Origin of the sequence: Billgrantia lactosivorans (assembly GCF_003254665.1) — a bacterium.
GTDB lineage: Bacteria > Pseudomonadota > Gammaproteobacteria > Pseudomonadales > Halomonadaceae > Halomonas > Halomonas lactosivorans.
This window is the reverse complement of record NZ_QHGY01000003.1, coordinates 144728-162272: the sequence shown is the minus strand read 5'-3', so window position 1 is coordinate 162272 and position 17545 is coordinate 144728. Positions and strand designations below refer to the sequence as shown.

Genomic DNA, 17545 nt, shown 5'->3' with positions numbered 1-17545 from the left:
TTCTTTCGAAGCAGCCGCAATGTCAAAATTAAATATAGTGATAACTTCTATTCACGAGGATCGGGATAAGCTCATCTTACCCTCAATCCACTTTTCCACCTCAAACTCCACCCAAGCAACTGAACGCGCCCCAAGCTGTATTGGCGGCGGAAAGTCACCAGAAGCAATCAACCTATAAAGTGAAGAATTACTAAGAGCAGTTTTCTCCAAAACCACTTTTCTTTTAATAAGCCTGTTCATCAACAGAAACTCCCTATGTGTCAGAGAGTGGAAGCAAACTACACTTCTCTAAACTCTGACCTCCTATGATGCAACAGCACTTATACGCTAGCAACCCTAAACTAGGTTGCCAAGACAATTTTTTTAGAATTGGATTCAATCGCTGTAATACAATTCAAACATCTATGGAATTGGATTCAAACAACATTTTTCCGCAGCGGTACCACATTTGCGGTGCCCGCTTGGAGCTGATCAAGATGGTCAGAGTACCAATCCATCATGTGCTTGCGTTCGTCCATGTACTTGGCTAAATGCGTGTAGGCCCCTCGCACTTGGTCACGTTCGATATGAGCTAGCTGGCGTTCAATGGCGTCGGGGTTAAATCCTGCTTCATTGAGGATCGATGATGCCACCGCTCGAAATCCATGTGGTGTAGCACGAGACCTGTACCCCATGCGGTACATAGCATAGAGCAATGTGTTCTCGCTCATCGACTTATGGCGGTTGCGATCACTTGGAAATACCAGGTCGTATTGACCTGTTATCGCATTGAGCTCCCTGAGCACATTGATAGCCTGTGGAGACAATGGAACCAGATGCTCAACACTCATTTTCATACGCTCGCCAGGGATGCGCCAGAGGCGGTTGGCTAGGTCAAACTCATCCCAGCGAGCTCCGCGCAGTTCACCGCTACGAACAAAGGTCAGCACCAGCAGCTTCAAGGCAAGGCGAGTCACCGGGTGACCATGATATTCATCCAATTGCTTCAGGAACTCTGGGAGCTCATCACGGGGCAAGGCAGGACGGTGCTGGACACGGCGCTTGGTGAGCACCCCCTTCAGTTCAGCAGCAGGGTTCACGGATGCCCTGCTCGTCTGCACGGCGAAACGAAATACTGCTGATGTCCTCTGCAACACGCGACCCGCCACGTCCAGGGCTCCCCGGGCCTCAACCTTCCGAATGGCAGCTAATACCTCGGGTGGTGTAATCGCTGTGATAGGCTTATTCCCAATGTATGGGAACATATCAACCTCTAGCGACTTCCACACCCTCTGAGCATGCCCTTTCTCCCAGCGGCCTTGCTCATGGCTCCACCACTCATGAGCAATCGCCTTGAAACTGTTGCGGGCGTTGTCCACATTCTGTTGCTGGCGCTGCTTTCGGTATTCCAGTGGATCGATGCCTTGTCGAATGAGCTCCCGTGACTCACTGGCCACACGACGGGCCTCAGCCAGCGAGACTTCAGGATACACCCCCAGCGCCAGCAATTTTTCCTTGCCCAAGGAACGGTACTTGAGTCTCCAGTATTTTGACCCATTCTTTTTTACAAGCAAATACAACGATTTACCGTCACTCATCTTGTAATCGCGCTGAGCGGGTTTGGCTTGTTTGATGGCGGTAGCAGTCAGCTTCATGGGGGTACCTGGGCGCAAGGCATCAAGACATACCCCCACTGATATCCCCAAAATTCTGGGATGTAAAGAGGCATCATGGGAAAGGCTGGGATAAGAAACTCGCTGAAAACCGGGAGTTTACAGCGATTCTGGAAAGGCTTGGGAAAACCTGGGAAGTAAATGTGGTACCGGCGGTCGGACTCGAACCGACAAGCACTTGCGTGCGGCGGATTTTGAATCCGCTGCGTCTACCAATTCCGCCACGCCGGCAGCGCCGAGCATTATACGTGGCCGGTGTGGCAGGTCAATCGGAAGGCCTGACGCGCAGGGCGTTTTTCGGTATCCTTGCCGGCTGTCTGCGGCTGCCCGCCAGCCGCCCGTTTCGACCTTTTGCGGACCCACCTGCATGCAGCGCGCCGACTTCCACTACGAGCTTCCCGAGGAGCTGATCGCCCGTTATCCCTCCGAGCGGCGCAGCGACTGCCGCCTGCTCTGCGTGGACGGCGAGAGTGGTGCGCTGGCCCACCGCCGCTTCACCGACCTGATGGGGCTGCTCGCGCCCGGCGACCTGCTGGTATTCAACGACACCCGGGTGATCCCGGCGCGGCTGCACGGCCACAAGGCCAGCGGCGGCAAGGTGGAGATGCTGCTGGAGCGGCCGCTGGACGCCCACCGCGGGCTGGCCCATATCCGCTCGAGCAAGTCGCCCAAGCCCGGCACCGAGCTGATCCTCGAGGGCGGCGTGCGCGCGGTGGTCGAGGGCCGTCGCGAGGCGCTGTTCGAGCTGCGCTTTCTCGGCGACACGCCGCTGATCGAGCTGCTGGAGCGCCATGGCCACATGCCGCTGCCGCCCTACATCGACCGCGCCGACGAGGTCGCCGACCGCGACCGCTACCAGACCGTCTATGCCCGCCGCGACGGCGCCGTGGCCGCCCCCACCGCCGGGCTGCACTTCGACGAGCCGTTGCTGCAACGCCTGGCCGAAGCCGGCGTCGAGAGCGCCTTCGTCACCCTGCACGTGGGCGCCGGCACCTTCCAGCCGGTGCGCGCCGAGGACATTCGCGAGCATCGCATGCACAGCGAATGGATCGAGGTCAGCGAGGCGGCCTGCGACAAGGTGCGCGCCGCGCGGGCCGCGGGACGCCGGGTGATCGCGGTGGGCACCACCAGCGTGCGCTGCCTGGAGAGTGCCTGTGCGGCCGGCTCCGACGGCGAGATCGCCCCGTTCAGCGGCGAGACCGATATCTTCATCTATCCCGGCTACCGCTGGCGCTGCGTGGACGGCCTGATCACCAACTTCCACCTGCCCGAGTCGACCCTGCTGATGCTGGTCGCCTCCTTCGCCGGCTACGAAACCACCATGGCGGCCTACCGCGCGGCCGTGGCCGAGCGCTATGCGTTCTTCAGCTATGGCGACGCCATGTTCCTGACCCGCCGGAATCCCTGACCGCCCTGGCGCGCCGGCTCGGCTCGGCGCGCCTCGCCACGATCGAGATCGATATCCATGCGTAACCAATGCTTCATGTCCTTCGAGCGGCTGGCCAGCGACGGCCGGGCGCGGCGCGGGCGCCTCACCTTCCCCCGCGGCACGGTGGAGACCCCGGCCTTCATGCCGGTGGGCACCTACGGCACGGTGAAGGGCATGACGCCCGCCTCGGTGCAGGAGATCGGTGCCGAGATCATCCTCGGCAACACCTTCCACCTGTGGCTGCGCCCCGGCACCGAGGTGATCGAGGCCCACGGCGACCTGCACGACTTTTCCCAGTGGCAGGGCCCCATCCTCACCGACTCCGGCGGCTTCCAGGTCTTCTCGCTGGGCGAGATGCGCAAGATCACCGAGCAGGGGGTGCACTTCCGCTCGCCGGTGGACGGCGCCAAGGTGTTCATGGGCCCCGAGGAGTCGATGGCGGTGCAACGCTCGCTGGGCTCCGACGTGGTGATGATCTTCGACGAGTGCACGCCCTACCCGGCCACGGAGCAGGAGGCCGAGCTCTCCATGGAGCGCTCGCTGCGCTGGGCCCGGCGTTCCCGCGAGGCCCATGGCGATTCGCCCTCGGCGTTGTTCGGCATCATCCAGGGCGGCATGTACCCCGAGTTGCGTCGCCGCTCGCTGGACGGCCTGCTCGAGATCGGCTTCGACGGCCTGGCCATCGGCGGTCTCTCCGTGGGCGAACCCAAGGAGGAGATGATCCGCGTGCTCGACTACCTGCCGCAGTGGATGCCCGAGGACACCCCGCGCTACCTGATGGGCGTGGGCAAGCCCGAGGACCTGGTGGAGGGCGTGCGCCGCGGGGTCGACATGTTCGACTGCGTGATGCCCACCCGCAACGCGCGCAACGGCCATCTGTTCACCGCCGCGGGCACGATCAAGATCCGCAACGCCAGGCATCGCCACGACACCCGCCCGCTGGAAGAGGAGTGCGACTGCTACACCTGCCGGCACTTCTCGCGGGGGTACCTGCACCACCTGGATCGCTGCGGCGAAATGCTCGGCTCGATGCTCAATACGATCCACAACTTGCGGTATTATCAGCGCCTGATGGCCGGTTTGCGCGGTGCCATCGAAGCGGGTACATTGGCTGACTTCGTGGCAGGCTACTATGCGCAGCGGGGGCTGCCGGTACCTGACGCACCAGATTGACAGCCGGCCGTCGGCATCGGCCAAGACGCCGGCGGCGGTCAGCAGTGTTTTCATTCGCGACCCAACTTACCTTCTCAGGAGATACGCTTCTCATGCTGGACTTCTTCATCTCCCCGGCCATGGCCCAGGACGCCGGTGCCGCGGGCGGCGGCATCGCCCAGATCGTCATGCTGGTCGGCTTCGTGCTGATCTTCTACTTCCTGCTGTGGCGCCCGCAGTCCAAGCGTGCCAAGCAGCACCGCGAGCTGGTCGGCGGCCTGTCCAAGGGCGACGAGGTGGTGATCGGCGGCGGCCTGGTGGGTCGCATCACCAAGGTGGGCGACGAGTTCCTCACCCTGGAAATCGCCGAGAACACCGAAGTCAACGTACAGAAGAATGCCGTGGCCAACGTGCTGCCCAAGGGCACCATCAAGTCCATCTGACGTCGATGCTCCTCGCCCTTGCCGGCGGCTCCCCGAGCCGGGTAACGGCGGGGGTCGCATGGCGGCCGGGTGCCCCTCCCTCGCGGGTCGGGCACTCGGCCGCACTGCCGTCCCGTAGCCTTCTTTACGCAACCTAGGCAGGGCTCCCATGCTCAACCGTTATCCCTTGTGGAAGTATCTGCTGATACTCATCGTGCTGCTCGTCGGCCTGCTCTACTCGCTGCCCAATCTCTTTCCCGAGGACCCGGCGGTTCAGATCAGCAGCGCCCAGGGTGATTCCACCCTCGATGAGGCTCAGCTCGAGCGCGTCCAGCAGTCCCTCCGCGATGCCGACATCGACATCAAGGCCATCGAGCGCGAGGAAGCCAGCGTGCTGATTCGCCTGGACGACGCCGACCACCAGCTGCGCACGCGCGACCTGATCGCCGAGCAGCTCGGCGACGACTACGTCGTCGCACTCAACCTCGCCGAATCGACCCCCGCCTGGCTGCAGAGCCTCTCCGCCTCCCCCATGACACTGGGCCTGGACCTGCGCGGCGGCGTGCACTTCCTGCTCGAGGTCGACATGGAGGCAGCGCTGACCCAGCGCCTGGAGGTCAACGCCAGCGCCATGCGCGAGCAGCTGCGCAGCGAACGCATCCGCTACCGCGGCACCGATGTCGATGGCCGCACCCTGACCATCACCTTCGCCAGCGAAGAGGATCGCGACAACGCGCGCCGGCTGATCAGCCGTGAATTCAACGATTTCGACTACGCCAGCGAGCAGGACGGGCGCGCCTCGCTGCTGGTGATGACGCTCACCGATCAGGCCGTGGCCGAGATCGAGGACTACGCCATCAACCAGAACCTCACCACCCTGCGCAACCGGGTGGACGAGCTGGGCGTGGCGGAGCCGCTGGTGCAGCGCCAGGGCCCGGATCGTATCGTCGTCGAGCTGCCCGGCGTGCAGGACACCGTGGCCGCCAAGCGGGTGGTGGGCGCCACCGCCAACCTGGAGTTTCGCCTCGAGGCGCGCCCGGACACCCCGGACGCCGAGACCGAGACCTTCCCCTTCCGCAACGACCCCGATCGCACCGCCGACCTGATGCGCGACGTGATCATCACCGGCGACAGCGTCTCCAGTGCCAGCCGCAACTTCGACGAGAACGGCCGTCCCCAGGTCAACATCAACCTCGACGGGACCGGCGGCACGCTGATGAACCGCGCCACCCGCACCAACATCGGGCGCAACATGGCGGTGCTGTTCATCGAGCACAAGACCCGCGAGCGCACGGTGATGGAGGACGGCGAGGAGGTCACGGTCCGCGAGCCCTACACCGAGCGCGGCCTGATCAGCCTGGCCACCATCCAGAGCGCGCTGGGCAACAGCTTCCGCATCACCGGGCTCGACTCGCCCACCGAGGCGGCCGACCTGGCCCTGCTGCTGCGCTCCGGCTCGCTGGCGGCCCCGATCTACTTCGTCCAGGAGCGCACCATCGGCCCGAGCCTCGGCGCCGAGAACATCGAGCGCGGCCTCATGTCGGTACAGATCGGCCTGCTGCTGGTGGTGCTGTTCATGCTGATCCGCTACAAGGTGTTCGGCATCTTCGCCAACCTCGCCCTGGCCTTGAACCTGACCCTGCTGGTGGCCGCCATGTCGCTGCTCGGCGCCACCCTCACGCTGCCCGGCATCGCCGGCATCGTGCTGACGCTGGGCATGGCGGTGGACGCCAACGTGCTGATCTTCGAGCGCATACGCGAGGAGCTGCGCGGCGGGCTCTCGGTGCAGCAGGCGATCCATGCCGGCTACGAACGCGCCTTCAGCTCGATCGTGGACGCCAACATCACCACCCTGCTGGTGGCGATCATCCTGTTCTCGATCGGCACCGGCCCGGTCAAGGGCTTCGCCGTGACCCTGTCGCTGGGGATCCTCACCTCGCTGTTCACCGCCCTGATGGTGACCCGCGCGATGGTGAACCTCACCTTCGGCGGCAAGCCGGTCAAGAAGCTCTGGATCTAAGGCTCACCAACTTGAGGTGGTTATGAAGACCCTCGTCAACCGACAGTTCGACTTCATGGGCAAGCGGCGGATCGCCTTCGCGATCTCCGGCCTGATGCTCCTGGTGTCGATCGCCTCGCTGCTGTTCCAGCAGCTCAACCTGGGGCTGGACTTCACCGGCGGCACCCTGGTCGAGGTTCGCTATGCCGTCGCCCCGTCGCTGGACGCGGTGCGCCAGACCCTAGAGGCCGCCGAGTTCCGCGATGTCTCGGTACAGACCTTCGGCGCCTCCAACGAGGTGCTGATCCGCCTGCAGCAGGCCTTCGATGCCGAGGTGGGCGATCGCGTGGTCGAGCTGCTGCGCGCCGAAGGCGACGCCGTGGAGCTGGTGCGCGCCGAGTTCGTCGGCGCCCAGGTCGGCGAGCAGCTGCGCGACCAGAGCGGCCTGGGGCTGCTGGTGGCACTGGGCATCGTGATGCTCTACGTTGCCTTCCGCTTCCAGTACAAGTTCGCCATCGGCGCGCTGCTGGCGCTGATCCACGACGTGATCGTCGTGGTCGGCGTCTTCTCGCTGTTCCAGATGGAGTTCGACCTCACCGTGCTGGCGGCGCTGCTGGCGGTGATCGGCTACTCGCTCAACGACACCATCGTCGTCTACGACCGCATCCGCGAGACGATCCGCACCTCGCGCATCGACGACATGCCGGCGATCTTCAACGAGGCGATCAACCTCACCCTGTCGCGCACGCTGGCGACCTCCGGCACCACGCTGCTGGTGCTGCTGGCGCTGCTAGTGCTCGGCGGCGACATGATCCACTACTTCTCGATCGCCCTGATCCTCGGCATCGTGGTGGGCACCTTCTCCTCCATCTACGTGGCGGCGGCGCTGCTGCTGACCGTGCACCTGGAGCGCAAGGACCTGATACCGCCGAAGAAGGAGGCCGACGAGGAGGAGGAGCAGCTGCCCTAGGCAGGACCCCATGGCTCGCTGCGCTCGGTAGCTCGGGCGCCGGCGGTGTCCAGGAGCCGTAACGCAAACCGCCCCCGCAGCCAAGCTGCGGGGGCGGTATCGTTTCGGCCCGGGCTGGTGCCTAGAAGTGCGGCTTGAGCTGCTGCACCAGCGCCTTGTACAGGCGCGGGCCGGCGGCCATCAGTTGGCCTTCCGCTTCCACGCTGGGCTGGCCGTCGGGCGTGCCCATCAGGGCCCCGGCCTCCTTCAGCAGCAGCGTGCCAACCAGGCGGTCCTGCTCCTCCAGCCCCAGCACGAAGGCGGCGTCGGCCCGCCCCGCCGCCAGCTCGGCCATGTCGAGCAGGCCGCTGCCGGTGGCCAGTTGGGTCTCGACCTGGGGGCCGAGCTGCTGGATCAGGGTCAGGTAGGCGGGCAGATGGCGCGAGCGCTGCCAGCTTTCGGGCAGGCTCATCGCCACGCGGGCGCCGACGATGGCGCTGGCCTTGGGCACACGGATGCGCTTGCCGTTGTGCTGGGCACCGCGGCCGCGGCTGGTCAGGTATTCGTCGTCGCTGAAGGGGCAGATCACCACCGCATGCTCCGGGCGACCCTTCACCAGGCATACCACCGACAGGGCGAAGCCGCTGCCGGCCACGCCGAGGCTCGAGTAGCCATGGAAGGGCTCGATGCGCCATTCGACGTCCCGGCCCTCGCCTTCGCCGGCGCGGTGGGGCGTGAAGCGGCCCATGACCCCGTGCAGGGGGTAGCCGCGGTTGAGCTGACGCACGATCAGCGTCTCGGCATTGCGGGCGGTGTCCTCGAGCAGGCGCTCGAGGTTGTGTTCCTCGTGAGCGTTCTCGATGCGCTCACGAATGCGCAGGAACTGTTCGGCGGCGCTGCGCGTGGCGCGCAGGGCAAATTGGACCATCGGATGCATGATCGGGCCTTGGAGCGTCGGTGATGTTAAAGAACGGGCGAGTTCGAACGCGAAGCCCGGTTCGAACGTGGCGCACGCGGCCGTGCGCATGGCGCGCATCCTAGCAGAGTCGCCGCACCGGCGCCATTGCCGCGCAGCGGCATGCTAGACTTGCCCCTTCACGATACTCCTGCATTCCCCCAACGGCAGAGGCAGTCCCGCATGCTCGACCGACTCCGCATCGTGCTGATCGGCACCAGCCACCCCGGCAACGTCGGCGCCACCGCGCGCGCCATGCACAACATGGGGCTCGCCGACCTCGTGCTGGTCGCGCCGCGCTGCCAGCCGCTGACCAGCGAGAGCATCTCGCGCGCCTCGGGGGCCGATCACATCGTGCACGCCGCCCGCGTCGTCGACACTCTCGATGATGCCGTCGCCGACTGCACCCTGGCGGTGGGCGCCAGCGCTCGCTCGCGCACCCTGCCGTGGCCGATGCTCTCGCCGCGCGAGCTGGGCGACCGCCTGCCGCGTGAGCTCGCCGAGCCCGAGGCACGGGTGGCACTGGTGTTCGGCCGCGAGGACAGCGGGCTCTCCAACGCCGAGCTGCAGCGCTGCCACGCCCACGTGCACATTCCCACCAACCCGGACTTCAGCTCGCTCAACCTGGCCGCCGCGGTCCAGGTCCTGGCCTACGAGTGCCGGCTGGCCTGGCTCGCCACCGGCGGGCGGCCGGAAGCCCAGGACGAGGAGGCGCAGGAGGCGCAGCAGCCGCTGGCCAGCCATGCGGAACTGGAGCACTATTTCGCCCATCTCGAACGCACCCTGGTCGCGATCGGCTTCCACGACCCGGCGACGCCGCGCCAGCTGATGGCCCGGCTGCGCCGCTTCACCCTGCGCGCCCGCCCCGAGCGCATGGAGCTCAACATCCTGCGCGGCATCCTCTCGGCCACGGAGAAGTGCGTTCCGGGGCCATCAGGCAGCCTGGACGAGGGCGACGACGCCGGCGCGCAGTCTCGTCCGAGCGAGCGCCCTCGCCTGGGCAGCTCGCGGCGAACGTCTTGAACGCGACCCGTTGCGCCCCCATATGATGGCTCTGTGACAACCCGCTTCCCCGCTGCCCCGGCCGCCTCACCGCCACCAAGGACCGCTGCATGTTTCAACGACTGCGCGAGGACATCAATAGCGTATTCGCCCGCGACCCGGCGGCGCGCAACTTTCTGGAAGTGCTGACCAACTACCCGGGGCTGCACGCGCTGCTGCTCCATCGCCTCGCCCACTGGCTGTGGCGCAGGGGGCTCAAGTGGCTGGCCCGCACGCTGTCGACCTTCTCGCGCTGGCTCACCGGCATCGAGATCCACCCCGGGGCAAGGATCGGCCGCCGCTTCTTCATCGACCACGGCATGGGCGTGGTGATCGGCGAGACCGCCGAAGTCGGCGACGACGTCACCCTCTACCAGGGCGTGACGCTGGGTGGCACCAGCTGGCACAAGGGCAAGCGCCACCCGACCCTGGGCGACGGCGTCATCGTCGGCGCCGGGGCCAAGATCCTCGGCCCCTTCACCGTCGGCGCCGGGGCCAAGGTCGGCTCCAACGCGGTGGTGACCAAGGAGGTGCCCGCCGGCGCCACGGTGGTCGGCATCCCCGGCAAGATCGTCAAGCGCGCCGAGCCGGACACCGACGAGGCGCTGGAGATCGACCCCGAGCGCCGCGAGGCGATGCGGCGCAAGTTCGGCTTCGACGCCTACGGCGTGAGCGAGGACATGCCCGACCCGGTGGCGCGTTCGATCCAGGCCATGCTCGACCACATGCACGCCGTGGACGAGCGCATCGAGCGCATGTGCTCCACCCTGCGCAAGCTCGACGCCAGCTACCGCGAGGGCAAGCTGCCGGCGCTGCGCGACGAGGACTTCGCCGACATCCTCTCCGACGTCGACGCCTGCTGCGGCCCCACCGCCGGCTCCGCCGGCGAACATGACCGAGATCAAGGCGGGCCGGATACCCCGCGGGGGAATGGTTGACCTCAACACTCAGGCTTTACCATAATGGCGAATCGATCCACGGCTCGCCGCCTGCGGCGAGCGCTCGCTGACCTCGCGGCCCCGACCACGGGCCCGGGGTAGGCTTCCCGATGCGCCTGAAGAGCCCGCCATGCGTTTGACTACCAAGGGACGCTATGCCGTCACCGCCATGCTCGACCTGGCCCTGAACGCGGACAAGGGACCCATCTGCCTGGCCGACATCTCGCGCCGCCAGGAGATCTCCCTGCCCTACCTGGAGCAGCTGTTTGCCCGCCTGCGGCGCTCCGGGCTGGTCAACAGCGTGCGCGGCCCGGGCGGCGGCTACCTGCTGGCGTTGCCGGCCAGCGAGATCTCGGTGTCGCGGGTCATCGATGCCGTCGACGAATCGGTCGACGCCACCCGCTGCCAGGGGCAGTCGGACTGTCAGCAGGGCGACACCTGCCTGACCCACCATCTGTGGTGCGACCTCTCCGAGCAGATTCGCGGTTTCCTCGACGGCATCACGCTCGGCCAGTTGGTCGAGCACGGCGACGTGCGCCGCATCGCCTCGCGCCAGCGCAGCCGCCACGACGACAATACCATCCTGACCTCCTCGCCGTGATCGCCCGGCCGAGGCACAGACTGGAGGTTTCCGCGAGACCATGAGCGCCCTCGTCTATCTCGACTACGCCGCCACCACTCCGGTCGACCCCCGGGTCGCCGAGGTGATGCAGCGCCACCTCACCCTGGATGGTGTCTATGCCAATCCCGCCTCGCGCAGCCACATGCTCGGCTGGCAGGCGGAGCAGGCGGTGGAGAGCGCGCGCCGCCAGGTCGCCGACCTGATCGCGGCCGATCCGCGCGAGATCGTCTGGACCAGCGGCGCCACCGAGGCCGACAACCTGGCGCTGATCGGCTTCATGCGCGCCAACCGCGAACGCGGCCGGCATCTCGTCACCTCGATCATCGAGCACAAGGCGGTGGTGGACACCGCCACCGCGCTGGAGCAGGAAGGCTTCGAGGTGACCTGGCTGACCCCGGGCGCCGATGGCCGGGTCACCCCCGAGCAGTTGCGCGACGCGCTGCGCTCCGACACCGTGCTGGTGTCGCTGATGGCGGTCAACAACGAGCTGGGTTGCATCCACGACCTGGCGGCGCTGGCCGAGGTGGCCCATGCCGGTGGCGCCGCGCTGCATGTCGACGCGGCCCAGGGCGTGGGCCGCATCGACCTCGACGTGGGCCGCCTCGGCGTCGACCTGATGTCGCTCTCGGGCCACAAGGCCTACGGCCCCAAGGGCATCGGCGCGCTCTTCGTGCGGCGCAGCCCCGACATCCGCCTCGAACCCCTGATCCACGGCGGCGGCCACGAGCGCGGCATGCGCTCCGGCACCCTGGCCACGCACCAGATCGTCGGCATGGGCGAGGCCTTCGCCCTGGCCGCGGCCGAGGGCGAGGCCGACCAGGCGCGCATCCTGGCGCTGCGGAACCGCCTGCTCGACGGGCTGTCGGAGCTGGACGGCATTCATCGCAACACCGCGATCGAGGTGGCGGTTCCCAACATCCTCAACCTGGCCTTCGAGGGCGTGGACGGCGAATCGCTGCTGATGGCGCTGCGCAGCATCGCCCTGTCGACCGGCTCGGCATGCAACTCCGCCAGCGTCGAGCCATCCTATGTATTGAAGGGTATCGGCGTGCCGCGCGCGCTGGCCCTGGCCTCGCTGCGCTTCAGCTTCGGCCGCTTCACCACCGAGGCCGACATCGACGCGACGCTCGAGGCCCTGCGCCATGCCCTTCCAGGCCTGCGACGCTAGTCGTCGCCTACCCACTTTCGCTGCAGGAGAATGACCATGGCGCATCTGTCGATTACCACGAACGCCGCCGAGCAGATCCAGCGGGTGCTCGAGGAGCGCGGCCACGGCCTGGGCCTGCGGGTCTCGGTCAAGCCCAGCGGCTGCTCCGGCTACAGCTACGTTCTCGACTTCGCCGACGAGGCCGCCAATGACGACGCGGTGTTCGAGGAGCACGGCGTCACCGTCTTCGTCGCCCCCGAGGCCCTGGAGATGCTCGACGGCAGCGAGGTCGATTACGTCTCGGAGGGGCTCAACCGGTTCTTCCGCTTCAACAACCCCAACGTCAAGGACCAGTGTGGGTGCGGCGAGAGCTTCACCGTCTGATGCCGCCCCCCACCGCCTCGGCGACGATTGTTCAACGCCCGCCGGCAGCGGTATACTCTGCGCCCACAGTTTTCACGCGCTGATTCGCCGCGTGCCGCACCCTCGGCATGCGGGGCGAGCGCCTCTAGATCCGTAGCGCCGCGTCGTACCCTCCCCACCCGGGCAGGTATTGCGTGGCGCTATCCTCATACGTACCTCAATGGAGACAGGCCCCATGGCAACCGAACGCACCCTTTCCATCATCAAGCCCGACGCCGTCGCCAAGAATGCCATCGGCGAGATCATCTCGCGCTTCGAGAAGGCCGGTCTCAAGGTCGTCGCCGCCAAGATGCTGCACCTCTCCGAGGAGCAGGCCGGCGGCTTCTATGCCGAACACAGGGAGCGTCCCTTCTTCAAGGACCTGGTGGGCTTCATGACCTCTGGCCCGGTGGTGGTGCAGGTGCTGGAAGGCGACGACGCCATCGCCAAGAACCGCGACCTGATGGGCGCCACCAACCCCAAGGAAGCCGCGCCGGGCACCATCCGCGCCGACTTCGCCGAGACCATCGACGCCAACGCCGTGCACGGCTCCGACTCGCCGGCCTCGGCCGAGCGCGAAGTGGCCTATTTCTTCAACGCGGACGAGATCTGCCCGCGCTGAGCCACCTCGGCCAAGCGTGCACTTCGCGGGGGCGCTCCTGCCCCCGCCCTCGTCCCTCCCCGACCTGCGTGATGCCATGACCGCCACCACCGCCCAACGTACCAATCTGCTCGGCATGACTCGCGAGGAGATGGAAGCCTTCTTCCTCTCCATCGGCGAGAAGAAGTTCCGTGCCGCCCAGGTGATGAAATGGATTCATCACGACGGCTGCGACGACTTCGAGGCCATGACCAACCTCTCCAAGGCGCTGCGCCAGCGGCTCGCCGAGGTGGCCGAGATCCGGGGCCCCGGGGTGGTCTACGAAGGGACCTCCAGCGACGGCACGCGCAAGTGGGTGCTGGAAGTGGAGGATGGCAGCTACGTGGAGACGGTGCTGATCCCCGCCGACAACGGCAAGCGCCGCACCCTGTGCGTGTCGTCCCAGGTGGGCTGCTCGCTCGACTGCAGCTTCTGCTCCACCGGCAAGCAGGGTTTCCAGCGCAACCTCACCGCCGCCGAGATCATCGGCCAGGTATGGGTCGCCCAGCGCAGCGTGGGCCCACGCAAGGACACCGCCAACCGCCCGGTGACCAACGTGGTGATGATGGGCATGGGCGAGCCGCTGATGAACTACGACAACGTCGTGCCGGCGATGAAGCTGATGCTCGACGACAACGGCTACGGGCTGTCCAAGCGCCGCGTGACGCTATCGACCTCGGGCGTGGTGCCGATGCTCGACCGGCTCGGCGACGAGCTCGACGTGAGCCTGGCCATCTCGCTGCACGCCGCCACCGACGAGCTGCGCAGCGAGCTGGTGCCGCTCAACCGCAAGTACAACATCCGCACGTTGCTCGACGCCTGCCAGCGCTACCTGGCCAAGTGCGACGACACGCGCATGGTCACCATCGAGTACACGGTGATCAAGGACGTCAACGACCAGCAGGAGCACGCCACGCAGCTGGCCGAGCTGCTGCGCGAGCTGCCGTGCAAGATCAACCTGATCCCGTTCAACCCATTCCCCCACTCCGGCTACGAGAAGCCGTCGCGCAACCAGGTGATGCGCTTCCAGCAGTGGCTCTACGAACTGGGCTACACGGCGCCGATCCGCAGCACCCGCGGCGACGACATCGATGCCGCCTGCGGCCAGCTGGTGGGGCGCGTGAAGGACCGCACGCGCCGCCACGAGCGCTATATCCGCTCGATCCAGATCGACGCCGACTGAAGCGGGGTGCCGCCTTGACTTCAACCCGTCACGGCGCTTTGATGGACAGGCTTTTTTCGTCCCTGGCCAGTGCCATACGGCACCGGTCATGCGAGACATCGACAGCCCGACAGGGGCCGACCATGAGGATGCCATGACGCGCACTCCCTATCTGCCAAGCCGACGCATGCCGCTGGTAGCGATGGTGGTCGCCTCGTTGTGGCTCTCCGGCTGCGCCAGCCAGGCCGAGCAGCAAGGCGACGCGGACCCGGCCGATGCCCTGACCGAGCTGGGCATGGCGTACCTGGAGCGCGGCAACCTGCCGCGCGCCATGGCGGCGCTCAACCGCGCGCTGGAGCGCTCTCCCGACGATCCCGAGGCGCTGCAGGCGATGGCCGTCGTCTACCAGCGCCAGGGCGAGCGGGAGCAGGCCGACGAGATGTTCCAGCGCGCCATCGCCGCGGACCCCGGCAACAGCCGCGCGCGCAACAACTATGCCGCGTTTCTCTACGAACACGGCCAGGTGGGACGCGCCTGCGAGCAGCTCGAGCAGGCCTCGCGGGACACCCGCTACGCCAACCGCGCCCAGCTGTTCGCCAACCTGGGCCAGTGCCGCTGGGAACTGGGCGAGATCGGAGAGGCGAGACACAGCCTGGAGCGGGCCCGCAGCCTCGATCCGCGCAATCCGAGGAGCTACTTCACCCTCGCCGCGCTGGAGCTGGAGCAGGGCAACCCGGAGCGCGCCCAGCAGCAGCTGGAACTCTTCGTCGGGCTCGCCGGCATGACGCCGGACGCTCGAGCGCTGGCCCAGCGCATCGCGGACAGCGCATCGAACACGACCGTCACCCCCGGCGCCGATACCCAGCGTGACGCACCTTAGACCAACGACTCTAGACGAAGGATGCTCAGCCATGAGCGACAACCAAGATATCGATGCCGTCGGCGTCACGTCCTCGGCCTCCCCCGGGGAGATGCTGCGCCGAGAGCGTGAAACGCAGGGGCTGACTCGCGAGGAAGTCGCCACGGCATTGAACCTCCGCCCCGCCGTCGTCACCGGCATGGAGGAGGACAGCTACGAGCAGGTGCCGGTCGCCGCCTATCGCCGCGGCTACCTGCGCGCCTATGCCCGCCTGCTGGGCATGGACGACCGCCCCGTGCTGCAAGCCTATGCGGAGCGCTTCGGCAGCCAGGAGAGCGAACAGCGGGTGACCCCGGTGCAGGTCACCAAGCCGCCCTCGCGCATCGGCGCCTGGCTGTTCAAGCTGGTAACCCTGCTGGTCATCGCCGGGCTGATCGGCCTGACGCTGGTGTGGTGGCAGAGCCGCGACGGCAACGAGCCCCCCGAGGTCGACGCCAGCGGCCCGGTCTCGGTCGAGACGCTGGATGGCAACACCACCATCGAGGAGGAGCCGCAATCCGAGGTCGATGAGGCCCTGCCGCCCATGCCCGAGGAGGGGGTCGACCCGCTCGACGACGAAGCCTCGCCGCCTTCCACCAGCGAGGTCGACCCCACCGGCGCCCAGGCGCTGCTCTCCCAGGCCGGCGAGGGCGAGCCCGCCGCCGAGGGCGAGACCACCACCGAGGAGGACGAAGCCGGCGCCGAGGCACAGGACATCGTCGCCGAGGAGGAGCCGGCGGCTGCCGAGGTACCCGAGGCCGCCGACCGCACCGTGATGGAACTGACCTTCAACGAGCAGTCCTGGACCGAGATCTTCGACGCCAACAATCGGCGAGTTTTCGTCGGCCTTCAGGAACCCGGCACCACGGCCACCGTCGAAGGGGAGCCCCCCTTTCGCCTGACCATCGGCAACGCCTCCGCCGTCGAGCTGAACTGGGCAGGCGAGCGCGTCGATCTGTCCGCACGCGCCGGGGCTAACAACGTCGCCCGCTTCACCCTGGGAGAGTGATGCCTATGCATTCCCCATCGCCCATCGTTCGCCGCCAGTCGCGGCAGATCCACGTCGGCCAGGTGCCGGTCGGCGGCGACGCCCCGATCTCGGTGCAGAGCATGACCAATACCGACACCCTGGACGTGGCCGCCACCGTGGCGCAGATCGAGCGGCTGGAGGCCGCCGGTGCTGACATCGTGCGCGTCTCGGTGCCGAGCATGGACGCCGCCGAGGCCTTCGGCCGCATCAAGCAGAGCGTCAGGGTGCCGCTGGTGGCCGACATCCACTTCGACTACAAGATCGCCCTGCGCGTCGCCGAGCTCGGCGTCGACTGCCTGCGCATCAACCCCGGCAACATCGGCAAGGAGGATCGCGTGCGCGCCGTGGTCGGCGCCGCCCGCGACAACGGCATCCCGATCCGCATCGGCGTCAACGCCGGCTCGCTGGAGAAGGAGCTGCAGCGCAAGTACGGCGAGCCCACGCCCGAGGCGCTGGTGGAGTCGGCGATGCGCCACATCGACCACCTCGACCGCCTCGATTTCCAAGACTTCAAGGTCAGCGTCAAGGCCAGTGACGTGTTCATGGCCGTGGCCGCCTACCGCCAGCTGGCCAAGCTGATCGAGCAGCCGCTGCACCTCGGCATCACCGAGGCCGGCGGGCTGCGCTCGGGCACCGTCAAGTCCTCCATCGGCCTGGGCATGCTGCTGATGGACGGCATCGGCGACACCATCCGCGTGTCGCTTGCCGCCGACCCGGTGGAGGAGATCAAGGTCGGCTACGACATGCTCAAGAGCCTGCGCCTGCGCAGCAAGGGCATCAACTTCATCGCCTGCCCCAGCTGCTCGCGCCAGAACTTCGACGTGATCGGCACCATGAATGCCCTCGAGGAGCGTCTCGAGGATGTCATGACGCCGCTCGACGTCTCGGTGATCGGCTGCGTGGTGAACGGCCCGGGCGAGGCCAAGGAGAGCGACATCGGCCTCACCGGCGGCAGCCCCGCCAACCTCGTCTACATCGATGGCAAGCCAGCGTCCAAGCTGCGCAATGAACACCTGGTCGACGACCTCGAGGCCCTGATCCGCGCCAAGGTGCGCGAGAAGGAACAGGCCGAGAAGGACGTGATCGCCCGCGAGGCCTGATCCGCCG

Annotated in this window: 18 protein-coding genes and 1 tRNA gene; 15 read left to right on the top strand and 4 right to left on the bottom strand. The window is 66.7% G+C overall.

Annotated elements, in window-relative coordinates:
* Positions 1–51: 51 nt before the first annotated feature.
* The 3 genes from DIS04_RS09195 to DIS04_RS09185 form a co-directional block, all read right to left on the bottom strand.
* Positions 52–240, bottom strand: a complete 189-nt coding sequence (locus DIS04_RS09195) for a helix-turn-helix transcriptional regulator (RefSeq protein ID WP_111413464.1) — start codon at positions 238–240, stop codon at positions 52–54.
* 176 nt (positions 241–416) lie between these two features.
* Positions 417–1634, bottom strand: coding sequence for a tyrosine-type recombinase/integrase (locus DIS04_RS09190; RefSeq protein ID WP_111413463.1), 1218 nt, complete (start codon positions 1632–1634; stop codon positions 417–419).
* Positions 1635–1796: 162 nt separating this feature from the next.
* Positions 1797–1883 (bottom strand) — tRNA-Leu (locus tag DIS04_RS09185).
* A 136-nt stretch (positions 1884–2019) separates the two neighbouring features.
* Between DIS04_RS09185 and queA the strand changes: the two genes are divergently transcribed.
* The 5 genes from queA (at position 2020) to secF (ending at position 7624) form a co-directional block, all read left to right on the top strand.
* Positions 2020–3060: a tRNA preQ1(34) S-adenosylmethionine ribosyltransferase-isomerase QueA gene (queA, locus tag DIS04_RS09180; protein WP_111413462.1), complete on the top strand. Its 1041-nt coding sequence runs from the start codon at positions 2020–2022 to the stop codon at positions 3058–3060.
* A gap of 75 nt (positions 3061–3135) precedes the next feature.
* Positions 3136–4254, top strand: a complete 1119-nt coding sequence (gene tgt / locus DIS04_RS09175) for a tRNA guanosine(34) transglycosylase Tgt (RefSeq protein WP_218938156.1) — start codon at positions 3136–3138, stop codon at positions 4252–4254.
* Between the two features lie 92 nt (positions 4255–4346).
* Entirely contained in the window at positions 4347–4676 is a 330-nt protein-coding gene (gene yajC, locus DIS04_RS09170; protein ID WP_111413460.1) for a preprotein translocase subunit YajC, read from the top strand.
* Positions 4677–4824: 148 nt separating this feature from the next.
* Entirely contained in the window at positions 4825–6675 is a 1851-nt protein-coding gene (gene secD / locus DIS04_RS09165) for a protein translocase subunit SecD (RefSeq protein ID WP_111413459.1), read from the top strand.
* A gap of 22 nt (positions 6676–6697) precedes the next feature.
* A complete protein-coding gene (gene secF / locus DIS04_RS09160; RefSeq protein WP_111413458.1) occupies positions 6698–7624 on the top strand; it encodes a protein translocase subunit SecF in 927 nt (308 codons plus the stop codon).
* Between the two features lie 121 nt (positions 7625–7745).
* On the opposite strand, the gene DIS04_RS09155 is transcribed toward secF, so the two are convergent.
* Positions 7746–8540 carry an inositol monophosphatase family protein gene (locus DIS04_RS09155; RefSeq protein ID WP_111413457.1) on the bottom strand — a complete coding sequence of 265 codons (795 nt, stop codon included), beginning with the start codon at positions 8538–8540 and terminating at the stop codon, positions 7746–7748.
* Between the two features lie 201 nt (positions 8541–8741).
* Between DIS04_RS09155 and trmJ the strand changes: the two genes are divergently transcribed.
* The 10 genes from trmJ to ispG all read left to right on the top strand — a co-directional run bounded on the left by trmJ (position 8742) and on the right by ispG (position 17538).
* A complete protein-coding gene (gene trmJ / locus DIS04_RS09150; RefSeq protein WP_111413456.1) occupies positions 8742–9581 on the top strand; it encodes a tRNA (cytosine(32)/uridine(32)-2'-O)-methyltransferase TrmJ in 840 nt (279 codons plus the stop codon).
* An 89-nt stretch (positions 9582–9670) separates the two neighbouring features.
* Positions 9671–10537 carry a serine O-acetyltransferase gene (gene cysE, locus DIS04_RS09145; protein ID WP_111413455.1) on the top strand — a complete coding sequence of 289 codons (867 nt, stop codon included), beginning with the start codon at positions 9671–9673 and terminating at the stop codon, positions 10535–10537.
* A gap of 130 nt (positions 10538–10667) precedes the next feature.
* Positions 10668–11138: a Fe-S cluster assembly transcriptional regulator IscR gene (gene iscR / locus DIS04_RS09140; RefSeq protein ID WP_111413454.1), complete on the top strand. Its 471-nt coding sequence runs from the start codon at positions 10668–10670 to the stop codon at positions 11136–11138.
* Between the two features lie 40 nt (positions 11139–11178).
* The gene (locus DIS04_RS09135) at positions 11179–12327 is read left to right on the top strand and encodes an aminotransferase class V-fold PLP-dependent enzyme (protein ID WP_111413453.1); all 1149 of its coding nucleotides are present in this window, start codon (positions 11179–11181) and stop codon (positions 12325–12327) included.
* Between the two features lie 36 nt (positions 12328–12363).
* Positions 12364–12690 carry a HesB/IscA family protein gene (locus DIS04_RS09130; RefSeq protein WP_111413452.1) on the top strand — a complete coding sequence of 109 codons (327 nt, stop codon included), beginning with the start codon at positions 12364–12366 and terminating at the stop codon, positions 12688–12690.
* A gap of 214 nt (positions 12691–12904) precedes the next feature.
* The gene (gene ndk, locus DIS04_RS09125; protein ID WP_111413451.1) at positions 12905–13330 is read left to right on the top strand and encodes a nucleoside-diphosphate kinase; all 426 of its coding nucleotides are present in this window, start codon (positions 12905–12907) and stop codon (positions 13328–13330) included.
* A gap of 76 nt (positions 13331–13406) precedes the next feature.
* Positions 13407–14531, top strand: a complete 1125-nt coding sequence (gene rlmN, locus DIS04_RS09120; RefSeq protein ID WP_111413710.1) for a dual-specificity RNA methyltransferase RlmN — start codon at positions 13407–13409, stop codon at positions 14529–14531.
* 133 nt (positions 14532–14664) lie between these two features.
* The gene (pilW, locus tag DIS04_RS09115) at positions 14665–15390 is read left to right on the top strand and encodes a type IV pilus biogenesis/stability protein PilW (RefSeq protein ID WP_111413450.1); all 726 of its coding nucleotides are present in this window, start codon (positions 14665–14667) and stop codon (positions 15388–15390) included.
* 31 nt (positions 15391–15421) lie between these two features.
* A complete protein-coding gene (locus DIS04_RS09110; RefSeq protein WP_111413449.1) occupies positions 15422–16417 on the top strand; it encodes a RodZ domain-containing protein in 996 nt (331 codons plus the stop codon).
* 5 nt (positions 16418–16422) lie between these two features.
* Entirely contained in the window at positions 16423–17538 is a 1116-nt protein-coding gene (ispG, locus tag DIS04_RS09105; protein ID WP_111413448.1) for a flavodoxin-dependent (E)-4-hydroxy-3-methylbut-2-enyl-diphosphate synthase, read from the top strand.
* Positions 17539–17545 lie beyond the last annotated feature (7 nt).